The 12,710-nt window shown below is 68.5% G+C and carries 13 protein-coding genes; 3 read left to right on the top strand and 10 right to left on the bottom strand.

The window, feature by feature from the left end:
* Positions 1 to 44: 44 nt before the first annotated feature.
* Together gshA and ACQ858_RS06705 are read right to left on the bottom strand one after the other, a co-directional pair.
* The gene (gene gshA, locus ACQ858_RS06710; protein ID WP_431275967.1) at positions 45 to 1,625 is read right to left on the bottom strand and encodes a glutamate--cysteine ligase; all 1,581 of its coding nucleotides are present in this window, start codon (positions 1,623 to 1,625) and stop codon (positions 45 to 47) included.
* A 131-nt stretch (positions 1,626 to 1,756) separates the two neighbouring features.
* Positions 1,757 to 2,413, bottom strand: coding sequence for an alpha/beta hydrolase (locus ACQ858_RS06705; RefSeq protein ID WP_431275966.1), 657 nt, complete (start codon positions 2,411 to 2,413; stop codon positions 1,757 to 1,759).
* A gap of 179 nt (positions 2,414 to 2,592) precedes the next feature.
* On the opposite strand from ACQ858_RS06705, the gene ACQ858_RS06700 reads away from it, so the two are divergent.
* Complete coding sequence (locus ACQ858_RS06700) at positions 2,593 to 3,690, top strand: M14 family metallopeptidase (RefSeq protein WP_431275965.1); 1,098 nt, start codon at positions 2,593 to 2,595, stop codon at positions 3,688 to 3,690.
* Between the two features lie 118 nt (positions 3,691 to 3,808).
* Here the strand turns inward: ACQ858_RS06700 and ACQ858_RS06695 are convergent, their stop codons facing one another.
* The 4 genes from ACQ858_RS06695 to ACQ858_RS06680 all read right to left on the bottom strand — a co-directional run bounded on the left by ACQ858_RS06695 (position 3,809) and on the right by ACQ858_RS06680 (position 8,840).
* Positions 3,809 to 4,219, bottom strand: a complete 411-nt coding sequence (locus tag ACQ858_RS06695; RefSeq protein WP_431275964.1) for a hypothetical protein — start codon at positions 4,217 to 4,219, stop codon at positions 3,809 to 3,811.
* A gap of 100 nt (positions 4,220 to 4,319) precedes the next feature.
* Positions 4,320 to 7,109 carry an autotransporter outer membrane beta-barrel domain-containing protein gene (locus tag ACQ858_RS06690; protein WP_431275963.1) on the bottom strand — a complete coding sequence of 930 codons (2,790 nt, stop codon included), beginning with the start codon at positions 7,107 to 7,109 and terminating at the stop codon, positions 4,320 to 4,322.
* Between the two features lie 234 nt (positions 7,110 to 7,343).
* Positions 7,344 to 8,225 carry a DUF808 domain-containing protein gene (locus ACQ858_RS06685; protein ID WP_431275962.1) on the bottom strand — a complete coding sequence of 294 codons (882 nt, stop codon included), beginning with the start codon at positions 8,223 to 8,225 and terminating at the stop codon, positions 7,344 to 7,346.
* Between the two features lie 99 nt (positions 8,226 to 8,324).
* Positions 8,325 to 8,840 carry a GNAT family N-acetyltransferase gene (locus ACQ858_RS06680; RefSeq protein ID WP_431275961.1) on the bottom strand — a complete coding sequence of 172 codons (516 nt, stop codon included), beginning with the start codon at positions 8,838 to 8,840 and terminating at the stop codon, positions 8,325 to 8,327.
* A gap of 45 nt (positions 8,841 to 8,885) precedes the next feature.
* On the opposite strand from ACQ858_RS06680, the gene ACQ858_RS06675 reads away from it, so the two are divergent.
* The gene (locus ACQ858_RS06675) at positions 8,886 to 9,167 is read left to right on the top strand and encodes a 2Fe-2S iron-sulfur cluster-binding protein (protein ID WP_431275960.1); all 282 of its coding nucleotides are present in this window, start codon (positions 8,886 to 8,888) and stop codon (positions 9,165 to 9,167) included.
* On the opposite strand, the gene ACQ858_RS06670 is transcribed toward ACQ858_RS06675, so the two are convergent.
* Entirely contained in the window at positions 9,164 to 10,348 is a 1,185-nt protein-coding gene (locus ACQ858_RS06670; protein ID WP_431276806.1) for an MFS transporter, read from the bottom strand. The two genes, ACQ858_RS06675 and ACQ858_RS06670, sit on opposite strands and share 4 nt — an antisense overlap.
* A gap of 110 nt (positions 10,349 to 10,458) precedes the next feature.
* On the opposite strand from ACQ858_RS06670, the gene ACQ858_RS06665 reads away from it, so the two are divergent.
* A complete protein-coding gene (locus tag ACQ858_RS06665) occupies positions 10,459 to 11,103 on the top strand; it encodes an RluA family pseudouridine synthase (protein ID WP_431275959.1) in 645 nt (214 codons plus the stop codon).
* On the opposite strand, the gene ACQ858_RS06660 is transcribed toward ACQ858_RS06665, so the two are convergent.
* From ACQ858_RS06660 to ACQ858_RS06650, 3 genes are all read right to left on the bottom strand, one after another.
* Positions 11,104 to 11,547 carry a universal stress protein gene (locus ACQ858_RS06660; protein ID WP_093160116.1) on the bottom strand — a complete coding sequence of 148 codons (444 nt, stop codon included), beginning with the start codon at positions 11,545 to 11,547 and terminating at the stop codon, positions 11,104 to 11,106.
* Positions 11,548 to 11,660: 113 nt separating this feature from the next.
* Entirely contained in the window at positions 11,661 to 12,401 is a 741-nt protein-coding gene (locus ACQ858_RS06655) for a 2OG-Fe dioxygenase family protein (protein ID WP_431275958.1), read from the bottom strand.
* Positions 12,398 to 12,679 carry a DUF427 domain-containing protein gene (locus ACQ858_RS06650; protein WP_093160121.1) on the bottom strand — a complete coding sequence of 94 codons (282 nt, stop codon included), beginning with the start codon at positions 12,677 to 12,679 and terminating at the stop codon, positions 12,398 to 12,400. The genes ACQ858_RS06655 and ACQ858_RS06650 overlap by 4 nt, the downstream gene beginning before the upstream one ends.
* Between the last annotated feature and the right edge of the window lie 31 nt (positions 12,680 to 12,710).

Below are 12,710 nucleotides of genomic sequence, written 5' to 3'. Positions count from 1 at the left end.
CTGCCCGGCCATCCCGGCCATCCCGGCCACGCGGCCGGCGCGGCTCAGAGCGCCGCGCTCTGGCTCACCGGCCCGGTCGCCACTTCCGGCCAATGGTTCTTGAAGCCGAGCCGGGCGGGCGACACGTACTGCTCGCGGTAGATCTCGAACGGCATGGTGTCGCCAGCCTCGATGCGCTTCTGCTCGTCCAGCGATTCGCGCGAAAGGCGCTCGAATCCGGCACGCTGTTCGGCCGAGAACGGCAGCGCCAGCAGGGTTTCGCGCGTCTGCGCCGACTGCGCGCGCACGAAGCTCACGAACGAATCGTTGTGCGATGCCTTCATCGCCGCCAGCACGCGGGCGGACGGCAGGATCGACGGGTCCTTCAGCGCGGCGGCCGCGGCCTGCACCGCCTCGGCGTGCTTCGAGACGCCGTGCGCCGCGTCGAGCGCGGCGGCGACGGGTTCGAATTCGCGCAGCAACTCGCTGCCCCACTCGGCAAGCTCCACCGGCTTGCCGGCGCGGCGCAGTTGCAGGCCCGGTTCGCGGCCGCGCGCGGCGGTCAGGTGCTGGTTTTGCCCGAGATCGGCGATCTCCTCGCGCGTGTCGGGCGGACTGTCGGTCAGCAGGCAGTGCAGCAGGAACACGTCGAGAAAACGCATCGTCTGCGCATTGATGCCGACCGGCTCGAAGGGGTCCAGGTCCATGAGCCGCACCTCCACGTACTCGACGCCGCGCTCGCGCAACGCATGCAGCGGACGCTCTCCGGGGTAGATCACGCGCTTGGGGCGGATGGTGCCGTAGAACTCGTTCTCGATCTGCAGCAGCGTGGTGGCGAGCTGGTTGTAGTCGCCGCCGAGGTTGCGGATGCCGATGGCCTCGTAGGCGGGCCACGGCCGGGTCAGGGCGTCCTGCAGCGACGCCGCATAGCCGTCGAGGCTGTTGTAGCTCACGGCCAGCGATGCCTGCGCCTCGCTCTGGTAGCCCAGGCGGCCCATGCGCAGCGAGGTGCCGTGCGGCATGTGCATGCTGCCTTCGCCGATCGGCAGCAGCTCGTGCGGCCGGCCGTCGACGAAGCTCGAACACAGGGCCGGCGAAGCGCCGAACAGGTACAGCAGCAGGAAGGCATGGCGCCGGAAATTGCGGATCAGCGCGAAGTACTGCTCGCTAGACACCTCCGGCAGGGACCAGTTGTAGTGGATGCCCGAGATGGTCTGCATGCGCCGGCCGTAGCGGTGGCTCAGGCCCATGCGGTAGACGCTCTTGGCACGGCCCACGTTCGACGAGCCGTAGCGGCCGATCGGGATGGTTTCATCGGGGGGCAGGCCGCAGGGCATGCTCGACACCCAGAGGCGCTCGTCGCCGGCCTCGTCCAGCACGCGGTAGGTGAACTGGTGGACCTGCACCAGCTCCCGAAGCACCGCCTCGACGTCCTTGTGCGCACCGGTGATCAGCTCGAGCTGCGACTCGCTGAAATCGGTGGTGATGTGCGGATGCGTCAGCGCCGAGCCCAGTGCGGCCGGATGCGGCGTCAGCGCGAGCTTGCCGTCGGGCTGCGCGCGCAGGCTCTCCTTCTCGATCCCCCGCCGCACGCCCCTCAGCCGCGCGGCCGAGAGCGCTTCGATGCGCTCCTTCAGATTGTTCATGTGGATATAACCCATCTTTTTTCGTGGGGCTGGAAGGTAGCACGCCAAAAATACTGTTGCTGGCCGAGGACTGTTGTCCCCGGGGCCGGCGGCTCATTCCGTGGGCGTCCGCATGAACGCGCAGCCGGGTGCTAGGCGAGGACCTTCAGCAGGTAGCGGTTGAGGTCGGCGATCTCCTCCATGCAGACGGAATGCTCCATGGGGTATTCATGCCATTCGACCCGGTAGCCCAGCGCCGCCAGCGCATCGCGGCTCTGGGCGGCGCGGGCGATCGGGATGACGCCGTCGCGCGTGCCGTGGGCCTGGAAGATCGGCGTCGCCTGGTTGGCGGGATGGCGCTCGGCGGCCACGGTCTGCGCCAGCGGCAGGTAGCCCGACAGGCCCACGATGCCCGCGAGCCGCTCGGGATGGCGCAAGGCGGTCATGAAGGTCAGCGCGCACCCCTGCGAGAAGCCGGCGATCACGATGCGATGGGCCGGGATGCCACGCGCTTTCTCGTTGGCGATCAGCGCCTCGATGGTGGCCTGCGAGCGTCGCAGCCCCGCCTCGTCCTCCGGGCCGCCCGGACCGGGGATGTCGTACCACGCCGGCATGCGGTAGCCGCCGTTGATGGTGACCGGCATCACCGGTGCGTTCGGAAACACGAAGCGCACCGGCCCCACGGCCGACAGGTCGAGTTCGCTGGCGATCGGCACGAAGTCGTTGCCGTCAGCGCCGAGGCCGTGCATGAGGATGATGGCGGCCTTGGGATCGGGCCCGGTTTCGATTTCGATGGGTGGGAGTGACATGGCCCCGACGTTACCGCAGAAAGGGGCCGCGGCGCGCGGCGCACCAGCGTGGCATCTGCTCGCGGTGTCGATGGTGTCGCTGCTCGGCCTGCTGTGGATGCGAGACTTCGCCGGCGAGGACATCGACGCGGCCGACGCCCATCGACCCGCCCAGAAATCACTTCCAAAGGACTCTCACGATGCACACCACTGCAGCCACCCGCCATTTCTCGGGCACGTATGCCGAGGCACGGCAGAAGTTCCTCGATGCCGCGGCCCAGCGCGGCGCGGCGATCGAAAGCTTCGAACTCGAGGCCCATCGCGGCGCGCTCGGCGAAACCCTGGCGACAGACGTGGCCTACCTCGGCAAGCCGGGCGCAGCCAAGCTGCTGATCGTGAGTTCCGGCACGCACGGCCCCGAGGGCTTCTGCGGCTCGGGCTGCCAGATCGCGACGCTGAACGACCCCGACCTGCTCTCGCGCGTCGATCAGGCCGGCATCGGGCTTTTGCTGATCCACGCGGTCAACCCGCACGGCTTCTCGCACCTGCACCGCACGAACGAGGACAACATCGACCTCAACCGCAACCACATCGACTTCGACGCGCCGCTGCCGGTGAACTCGGCCTACTCCGAGGTCGAGCCCTTCGTGCTGCCCGCCCACTGGCCGCCGACCGCGGTGGATCTCACGGCGATGTCGGCGTACATCGAGAAGCACGGCATGTGGGCCTTCCGAGCCGCCGTCTCATCGGGCCAGTACACCTCGCCGCAGGGCGTGTTCTACGGCGGCAAGGCGCCGTCGTGGAGCAATCGCACGATGCGCGCCATCCTGCGCAAGTACGGTGCGAATGCCACGCACATCGGCTGGATCGACGTGCACACCGGCCTCGGCCCGTATGGCCATGGCGAAAAGATCTACGCGGGCCGCAATGCCGCGGCCGATCTGGCGCAGGCGCGCGCCTGGTGGGGTCTGGACGTCTTCGCGCCGTTCGAGGGGCAATCGGCCTCGGCCGACGTGTCCGGTCCGGTGGTGTCGGCGGTGTACGACGAGTGCCCGCAGGCCAGCGCCGCGCTGATGGGCCTGGAATTCGGGACCCTGCCCGACCAGGAAGTCATGACCCGCCTGCGCGCCGACACCTGGCTGCGCCGGCACCCCGAAGCACCGGAAGCGCAGCAGCGCGCCATCCGCCGGGACCTGCGCGAGGCCTTCTATTGCGACAACGACGAGTGGAAGGGCATGGTGCTAGGCCAGACCCGCGTCGTGCTGCTGCAAACGGTTCAGGGCCTCAAAACCGCGTGATCCCGCACGTCACTGCCTTCGCGGGAAACCCCGCGGAACCGGCTTTGCCGGGCCGCTGGGGTTGCCCCCGGAGAGGGGTGCAGAGCCACACGAAGTGGGCGAGGCTGGGGGTGAACTCTCACCGGGCAAGTTCGCGGCACTTCTGCAGATTCGTGTTGAAGCGCTGCTGCATCCCCGGCTCGCAGGTGTCGGCGGTGGTCATGATGCGGCACATGCCGACCACGAGGAAGTCCGACACCGCCTCGGTGCACATCGGGTAGCGCGCGAGCTGCGGGTTGTCGCGCACCTTGAAGCCCCACTGGTCCGAGAAATCGAGCATGCGCGACATCGCGTCCTCGAAATAGTCGCGATCGCGCTCCTTGATGGCGTTTTCCATCTGCGGCAGTTCAACGTTCAGGAAACGCATGGCCGCACCGGGGAACTCGCGCGCGTCCTGCTGCGCGCCCGCGCCCGAAGCGAACAGGGCAAGCAGCAGCGGCGCGATCGCGCGTGCGGTCAGCGAAGGGACGCGGTGACGGGCAAATTCCATGGGCTTTCGGTGTGTGACGTCGGGGTTGAAACCGCCGCGCGCCCTCGGGCGGCGGCAACCCCTTATTTGAACCGAAAGCCGGCCACGGCCGGGCGGACGCCTACCAGGCCACCCGCACGCCGACCGAGCCCTGCACCGACGACTTCACGCGCGCATCGCCGCCGACGTCGAAAACATGCCCGACTTCGCCATACAGCGTGGTCGACGACGACAGGGCCAGCGTCGCGCCGCCCGCCACCTCGGCCGAGGTGTAGCCGGTGGCGCTCGCGATCGGCGTGCTCGCCGCGGGACCAATGAAGGTCGCCACGTCGGTGCCGGAACCGGCGTGATAGAGGTTCACACGGCCGTAGGGCTGGAGGCGACCGGCGCCGGTCGCGAAGTCACCCTTGACGCGCACGCCGAGACGGCCGATCCAGCCGCTCGCGGCATCCTGGCGCACCGCGGCGCCGCTGATGAGCACGTCGTCGAAGCTGCTGCGCTGCCGGGCGAGCTGGGCTTGCGGCTCGAGGGTCCAGCTCCCGGAGAGCGCGAAGGCCTTGCCGGTCTCGATCGACGCCGTCAGGCTGTCGGCCTTGCCGGAAGCGCTCAGATTCAAGTCCGGACGCGCGGTGTAGCGATGGCTGCCGCCTTGCAGCACCGCATCCGCGTACCAGCCGCTGCCGCCCATCCAGGTCGCGTAGCCGCCGAGATAGCGCGACTGCAGATCGTTGCTGCCCACGCGGCCGCTGGTGCCCCGCGCATTGCCGCTCACGTCGGCACCGCCGTCGAGGTAGCCCACGTAGATGCCCGCACGCCAGTTGCCCGCCGCGAACAGATCCGTGCCCGCTTGCAAGCCGCTCATATGGCCCTTGCTGCCCGCGTCGGCCACACCGTCCTGGCGGATATCGAGATCGGTGTAGATCGCGCGCGCCCAGGCCCGGCGGCCCGCATCGCCCGAGCCCGCGACGGCGGTCCCCGGCGTGGCTTCATCGCCCACGCGGCGGTGCAGATTGCCGAGCATCGCGATGTCCGCCTGGCGCAGTTGCGCCGGCAATGCGGCGAAGAGCGGGACTTCCGCGCGGTAGGCCGTCACCGCCGGGGCGGGCGCCGTCGCAGTCGGCAGCTTCGGGTTCGCCCCCGGGCCCGTGTCGGGCGCGGCGTCCGGCGTCGTCGGTGGGGTCACTTCGGGCTGCACCGGCGGTGTGACTGGCACGTTGGTACGCAAATACCAGTTCTCGCCCGCACCCTGGGCATCGGCTGCGTACAGGCGGTACTCGAAAGCGCCCGCATCGACGTGGCCGTTGGCCAGCATGAAGGCGCTCTTCGTGGTCTGGGCTGTGGTGGTCGCGCCGCCCTGCGCACTCACCACTTCGATGCCGTTGCCGGTAGTCTGCGCGCCGAGGCCGCCGAGATTGGTGATGCGGATCGTCGTGCTGCCGCTCGCGCTCGCCGCGGGGCCGCTCAGCACCAGTCGATCGCTGAGGCTGCTGCTGCCGCCCAGCACCGTGCCGAGGTTCAGCACGCCGTTCTGGCCGACATAGGCGCCGTTGACCGTCAACGTGCTGCCGGGAACGGCGCTCAGCAGGCTCACCGTGCCCGCGTTCTGGAGCGATGCGACGGTCTGGCTGAAGCCGGCGGTGTCGAGCGTCGCGCCCGCCGCGACCACGTGCGCCGAGCCCGCGCTGAAGGTGTCGGCCGCGCCGGCCCTCAGCGTGCCCGCGCTGACCGTGGTCGTGCCGGTGATCGCCTGTGCCTTCGCGAGCGTCAGCGTGCCGGCGCCCGTCTTCTCGATGCCTCCGGTCCCGCTCAGCAGCCCGGTGTAGGTCGCGTCCGCGGGCTGGGCGAAGCGAACGAGGCCGTTGTCGGTGACCGCCAGCGGCGCGAACTCGGCACGGGTCTGCAGCGTGCCGGCCGGGTCCACCGTCATGCTGCCGGTGTAGTTGCTGGTGTCCGTCGCGAGCACCAGCGTGCCGCCGGCCACGCGCGCGCTGGTGAAGCCCGAATCCTGCAGCGAGATGCCCAGGTTCCAGGTGCCGCTGTCGTTCTTCACCAGCGACTGGAAGTTCGAGATCGCGTGGCTGAGGGTGCCCGTGCCGGTGCCGTTGAGCGTCAGCAGGTTCCTGCCGCCGCCGCCGTCGATGGCGCCGGAGACCGTGCCGTTCTCATAGAGGTTGAGCGTGTCGTCGCCATCGGCGAATTTCAGCGAACCGATCACCTGCCCCTTGTTCGTGAAGTTGATCGCCATCGTGCCGGCGACGGCGATGACGCTGGCCGTGCCGTCCTTGTAGCGGATCACGCCGGTCTCGCCGTTGACCACGGTGTTGCTGCCGCTCGTCGATTCGAACCAGATCGCGGCACCGCCGGCCTGCGAGTCGATGGTTCCGTTGTTGATGATCGTGTTGCCGGTGCCGATCGGATTGATCGCCTCCGCGTCGCCGGCGATGCCCTTCGAGAGTACCTGCGCCCCCTGCGCGATCGTCATCGTGTTGTTGTGCAGGAACTCCACCGTGTTCGCGCCGGTGCCGAACAGCCCCTGGGTCAGGCCGAGGGCATTGTTCTCGACCGTCGCGCCGCTGCGCACGGTGATGCTGCCGTCGCTCAGGATGCTGATCGCCGTCTGTTCCCCGGTGCTGATGACCGCGTTCTGCTGCACGTCGACCGTGGTCCCCGGGATGGCGCCGTAGCCCGATCCGACCGTGGACGTCTGGACCCCGCCCGCGCTCGTGCAGACGTAGGCGGTGCCGATCCCGTTCAATGTGCAGGCGGCCGACGCGGCGCCCGACAGGACAAGAAGCGCCGAGGCGGTGGAAACCGCCCTGCAGCTCGATTTGCCCGCAGTGGCGGCAAGTTCGGAAGCAACGGACCAGGTTTGTAGCGATGAATTCCAGACGACTCTAAAGACGCGATTCACGAGCTTGTTCTCCCTTCAACGGACTCGGAGATGAAAAATGAATACTTAAGAATGTAATTCCGAGGTATTCATTTCCGTTGGGAGAAAGTCACACAAGCGGTGCGCGATTGCAGTTTTGCAACGAAATAGTTACAAAACTTGGGTCATTTCTGAATGCAAACGCTTTTCCGGCGACGTACATCGCCCCGGATTGGTGCCCGCCGCATCGCGGGCGGCGCGATGCCCGGTGGCGCTTCAGTGCCGCGAACGCAGCCGCTTCACGACCTCGACCACCGCCAGCACGATCGCTCCGGCGATCACGCCGAAGGCCGTGTTGGTGGCCACCGAAGCCAGCGTGCCCCAGGCTTCGATCGCGTGCCGGAGGGCTGGCACGCCATGCACGAGGATGCCCCCGCCGACGAGGAACATCGCGGCCGTGCCGAGGACGGAAAGCACCTTCATCAGCCAGGGCGCCGCGCCGACCAGCGCGCGTCCCACCGACCGCGCGACCGCACCCTCACGTTCGCTCAGGTAGAAGCCCGCGTCGTCGAGCCGCACGATGCCGGCGACCAGCCCGTAGACGCCGATGGTCATCACGACCGCGATGCCCGCCAGCACGGCGAGTTGCGCCAGGAAAGGCTGTCCCTGCACCGTGCCGAGCGTGATCGCGATGATCTCCGCCGACAGGATGAAATCGGTGCGCACCGCGCCCTTGACCTTGGCCTTCTCGGCCGCGACCAGGTCGATCGCCTCGTTGGCGACGGCCTGCTCGTGTTGCTCCGTCTCGATCGCGTGCTCGGCCGTGTGCAGGAACCGGTGCGCGAGCTTCTCTGCGCCCTCAAAGCACAGGAACGCGCCGCCGACCATGAGCAGCGGCGTGACCAGCCAGGGCAGCCAGGTGCCGATCAGGAGCGCCGCCGGCACCAGGATCGCCTTGTTGACGAACGATCCCTTGCACACCGCCCAGACCACCGGCAGCTCGCGGCTGGCCCGCACGCCGGCAACCTGCTGCGCGTTCAGCGCCAGGTCATCGCCGAGCACCCCCGCCGTCTTCTTGGCCGCCACCTTGGCGAGCACGGAGACATCGTCGAGCACCGTCGCGATGTCATCGAGAAGCAGCAGGAGACTGGTGGCCATGTCTATTCTTCGCTGAAACCGTTTGACGAAACCCGGGCCTGGACGCGAGACACCGCGGACCCGGCTCGGCCGGGCCGCCGGTGTCGCCCCCGGGCGAGCTCAAACACTTCGCTTCAGGCGGATTTCCTCGATCTTCACGGTGCCGATCGCGGTGGTCTTGGCGGTCTTCATCTCGCGCTTGAAGCCGGCGAGTTCGCAGAAGCGGATCGCGCGGTCGTTGCGCAGCGGCACCCAGATGGTCACGACGGTGCAGCCCTCTTCCTCGAGGCCCTCGCGCGCGGCGTCCCACAGCGCGACGCCGAGACCCTTGTCCCAGTGCTCGGGCTTGACGTAAAGCGACCAGATCTCGCCGGTGGTCGACGGCGTCTTGGGGTCACGCGAACGGTCGAAGCCGACGAAGCCGACCACCTCGCCGCCGAGCTCGACCACATGGACCTGCGGTTCGGCGTACTCGATCGCCTCGCGCCACTTGGCCTCGCGCGTGGCGGGCGTCAAGGCGCGCAGTTGGTCTTCGGGGAGGAGGCCCTCGTAGGCGGCCCGTGCGGCGGCGGCATGGACTTCAGCGACGGCCTTGGCATCGCGCAGGGTGGCGGGGCGAACTTCGAAATCGGACATGAATGCAGGGAAACGATCGGGTAAAGGGGCGTATTGTCGCTGCCGATGAAAGCGACCGTCCTGCCCGGCGGCTTCCACTTCGACCTCGAAGCCGGCCGCACCCTCCTCCAGTCGGCGGAAGCCGGCGGCATCGAGCTGCCGAGCTCGTGCCGCAACGGCACTTGCCGCACCTGCCTGTGCAAGCTGGTGTCGGGCCGGATTCGCTACCGTATCGAATGGCCCGGCGTGAGCGCCGAGGAAAAGGCCGAGGGCTGGATCCTGCCCTGCGTCGCCGAGCCCGAGGGCGACGTCACGCTCGACGTGCCCTACGCATTCGCGGCGTTCTAGGCTTCGTGGGTTCTCGCGAGCCGGTCGCGCTGCGCGAGCGACGGGAACAGCCGGAACCAGCAGGCCGCCACCAGCACCGTGCCAATGCCGCCGGCCACGACCGAGCCGACCGGCCCGAGCAGCGCGGCGGTCGCACCCGATTCGAATTCGCCCAGCTGGTTGCTCGCGCCGATGAAGATCGAATTCACCGCGCTCACCCGGCCGCGCATCGCATCGGGCGTCTCGAGCTGCACCAGCGTCTGCCGGATCACCACGTTGACCATGTCCGCGCCGCCCGAGACCGCCAGCGCAACCAGCGAGACGATGAAGCTGCGCGAGATGCCGAAGACGATCATGCACACGCCGAACATCGCCACCGCCAGCAGCAGCGTGCGCCCAATGCCGCGCTCCACCGGGTGGCGCGTGAGATAGATCGACATCACCAGCGCGCCGACCGCGGGCGCTCCGCGCAGCAGCCCCAGGCCCCACGGTCCGGTGTGCAGGATGTCCTTGGCGTAGATCGGCAGCAGCGCCACCGCGCCGCCGAGCAGCACCGCGAACAGATCGAGCGACACCGCGCCGAGCACCGGCTTGCGATTCCAGATGAACTCGACACCGGCCAGCAGCGTCTTCGCGGTCACGGGCTCGCGCGGCGTGACCGTATAGCCGTACTTCAGTTTCACCACCAGCGCCGACGCGAGCACGAAGAAGAGCAGCGCCGCGCCGTACACCACGCCCATGCCGGCCACGAACAGCATCCCGCCGAGCGCCGGACCGCCGATGATCGCGCCCTGCATGCCGGCCGAGCTGAACGCCATCGCGCGCGGCAGCATCATCGGCGACACCAGGAGCGGCGTCAGCGCCTGCTGCGCCGGCATCTGGAACGCCCGCACCGCGCCGAGCACCAGCGAAAGCCCCAGAAGCAGCGCGCGCGAATCCCTGCCGCCGTAGACCGACAGAAGAAGCACGAGCGCGACCGCGCCCTGCACCGCGAAACACGCCGCGACGATGCGCCCGCGATGGTGGCTGTCGACCACGTGCCCGGCCCACAGCGCGAGCAGCAGCGCCGGCACGAACTGATAGAGCCCCACCAGCCCGAGGTCCCACGCGCTGTGCGTCAGGTCGTACATGTGCCAGCCGATCGCGACCAACAGCATCTGGCTCGCCGCCGTGCCGCACAGGCGCGCGAACCAGAGGCGCATGAAGGGCCGCTCGCGGGTCAGATCTGAGAAGCTGGCACTGCGATCGGGAGCGGCGGCGACGGACATCCGGTCGAGGATAGCCGAGCGCGTTCTTCTAGACTTCGTGCCCGATGAATGACCTGCAAGTGGTCCACGAGGACCCTCACCTGCTCGTGCTGGACAAGCCCGCCGGCCTGCTGTGCGTGCCCGGGCGCGGCGCAGAAAAGCAGGACTGCCTCAGTGCGCGCGCCCAGCGGCGCTGGCCCGATGCACTGGTGGTGCACCGCCTCGACATGGCGACCAGCGGCCTGGTGGTGATGGCGCGCAGCCCCGAGGTGCAGCGCGCGCTCGGCGATGCGTTCGCCAACCGGCAGGTGAACAAGCGCTACGAAGCCATCGTCGATGGCCTATTGCCCGTGCGCGACGAGTGGTCGCTGATCGATGCACCACTGATGGCCGACTGGCCGCGCAGGCCGCTGCAGAAGATTGACGCCGCAGGCAAGCCGAGCCAGACGCGATGGCGCGTGAAGAGGCTGCTGCCCGCATGCCACGCCACGCATGTGTGGCTGGAACCGCTCACCGGCCGCAGCCACCAGCTTCGGGTTCATCTGCTGTCGATCGGCCATCCGATCCTCGGCGATGCGCTCTATGGCGGCGAGGAAATCCGCCAACGCGCGCCGAGGCTGCTCCTGCATGCCACGATGCTCGAGTTCGCGCATCCGGCCGATGGGCGGATGTGCCGCTTCGAGAGTGCGCCGCCCTTCGTTTCGATTTGACTAGAGCGCGCCCTTCACGACGAGCACCGGGCACTTCGCATCCTGCAGCACGCGCTGCGTCACGCTGCCCAGCAGCAGCTTCTCGATACCGGTGCGGCCGTGCGAGCCCATCACGATGAGGTCGGCACCAATGGCGATCGCGGTGTCGACGATGCCTTCGTGCACCACATGGCCGTCAATCACGCGCTGGTCGCTGTGCAGGCCTTCGGCCGCCAGCGCCGCGACGCCGCGCGCGAGGGCAGCATTGGCGCTGCTGGTGGCGGCGGCAAGGTATTCGTTCTGGCCGAGCGCGTAGTCCGCACCCACGCCGATGAAGGGATAGTTGTCCACCACGTGGATGAGGGTGATGCGACTGCCGAAAGCAAGCGCCAGCCCGCTGGCCTTGCTGACCGCCAGCATCGAGGTTTCGGAACCATCGATGGGCACCAGGATGTGATTGAACATGGCAGACCTCTTGATCGGAGAGTACGGATTCCAGGTTCGCGGGCGAACCGGCCCCGAATGTACATCCAAGGCAAGTCGCGCGGACGTAGGAAGTCTACGGTCCGCGGCGAGGCTCAATCGCCCTGGAATTCACCCGTGCGGCAGGTCACGACCAGCGTGTCGCGCCAGCCCGCCTCGCCTTCGACGAGCGGCTGGATCGGCGTCGATTCGTGGATCACGCGCGCGTCGTCGAGCAGCATCAGCGTCCACGGCTCCGTCAGCGTGAAGCGCTCGCCGCGCCGGCCCCCGGCCTCGAAGACGCGCGTCTCGCCGCCCTTGATGTTGTGCCGGCCGACGAGCGCCACCGCCACGAGGTCCACCCCGTCGCGATGCGCGCCTTCGGGCGTCGGGCGTCCGATGCCGTCGGCGGTGTCGATGCGGAACTGGTGCGCTTCGACGTACCAGCGCTGCGCGCCGCGCAGCCCGCTCGCCGCGTCGGCAAGCGCATGCATCAGCCGCCGCCAGACCGGCAGCGCCACGGTCGCTTCCTGCATCGGCGCGAACCAGCGCTGCATGCCGCCGTGCAGCGCGTTGTATTCGACCGGCTGCCAGTGCGCGCGATGCGGCACCTGAACGAGTTCGGCGCCGTCGACGGTGAAGCACGCATGCCGCCGCGTGCGATAGCGGCCGCCGTCCTTCAGGTAGTCGTCGGGCGGCAGGTGGAACCAGTCGGCATGCAGTGCATCGAGCTCCGAGATCGGCATGCCGAGCCACTCGGACACGCCCTCCGGGCTCAGCACGGCATAGCCGTCCTGGCGCAGCGTGGGAATCAGCCGGTCGGGCGGCGTGAAGGGTGGGCTGAAGGCCGCGTTCACTCGGTCACCTTCACGCCCTTCCAGAAGGCGACGCGGTCGCGCACCATTTCTGCTTCGGGCTTCGGGTCCGCGTAGTACCACACCGCGTCGGGATTGAGTTCGCCGTTGACCAGCAGCGAGTAGTAGCTCGCGGTGCCCTTCCAGGGGCAGGTCGTCTTGTGGTTGCTGAAGCTCACATGCTCGCGGTTGAGCGATGCGGCGGGAAAGTAGTGATTGCCTTCGACGAGTACGGTGTCGTCGCTTTCGGCGAGGGTGACGCCGTTCCAGGTTGCTTTCATTGGTGACTCCAAGGCGCGATGCGCCACTCAC

The organism is Variovorax ureilyticus, assembly GCF_050632185.1.
GTDB lineage: Bacteria > Pseudomonadota > Gammaproteobacteria > Burkholderiales > Burkholderiaceae_C > Variovorax > Variovorax ureilyticus_A.
The sequence above is the reverse complement of the archived record's forward strand: the minus strand, read 5'-3'. Positions and strand labels throughout refer to the sequence as shown.

What these genes read in the sequence shown, in the direction of transcription:
- gshA (WP_431275967.1), bottom strand. Translation starts at nt 1,625, where the DNA reads ATGAACAATCTGAAGGAGCGCATCGAAGCGCTCTCGGCCGCGCGGCTG.
- ACQ858_RS06705 (WP_431275966.1), bottom strand. Translation starts at nt 2,413, where the DNA reads ATGTCACTCCCACCCATCGAAATCGAAACCGGGCCCGATCCCAAGGCC.
- ACQ858_RS06700 (WP_431275965.1), top strand. Translation starts at nt 2,593, where the DNA reads ATGCACACCACTGCAGCCACCCGCCATTTCTCGGGCACGTATGCCGAG.
- ACQ858_RS06695 (WP_431275964.1), bottom strand. Translation starts at nt 4,219, where the DNA reads ATGGAATTTGCCCGTCACCGCGTCCCTTCGCTGACCGCACGCGCGATC.
- ACQ858_RS06685 (WP_431275962.1), bottom strand. Translation starts at nt 8,225, where the DNA reads ATGGCCACCAGTCTCCTGCTGCTTCTCGATGACATCGCGACGGTGCTC.
- ACQ858_RS06680 (WP_431275961.1), bottom strand. Translation starts at nt 8,840, where the DNA reads ATGTCCGATTTCGAAGTTCGCCCCGCCACCCTGCGCGATGCCAAGGCC.
- ACQ858_RS06675 (WP_431275960.1), top strand. Translation starts at nt 8,886, where the DNA reads ATGAAAGCGACCGTCCTGCCCGGCGGCTTCCACTTCGACCTCGAAGCC.
- ACQ858_RS06670 (WP_431276806.1), bottom strand. Translation starts at nt 10,348, where the DNA reads ATGCGCCTCTGGTTCGCGCGCCTGTGCGGCACGGCGGCGAGCCAGATG.
- ACQ858_RS06665 (WP_431275959.1), top strand. Translation starts at nt 10,459, where the DNA reads ATGAATGACCTGCAAGTGGTCCACGAGGACCCTCACCTGCTCGTGCTG.
- ACQ858_RS06660 (WP_093160116.1), bottom strand. Translation starts at nt 11,547, where the DNA reads ATGTTCAATCACATCCTGGTGCCCATCGATGGTTCCGAAACCTCGATG.
- ACQ858_RS06650 (WP_093160121.1), bottom strand. Translation starts at nt 12,679, where the DNA reads ATGAAAGCAACCTGGAACGGCGTCACCCTCGCCGAAAGCGACGACACC.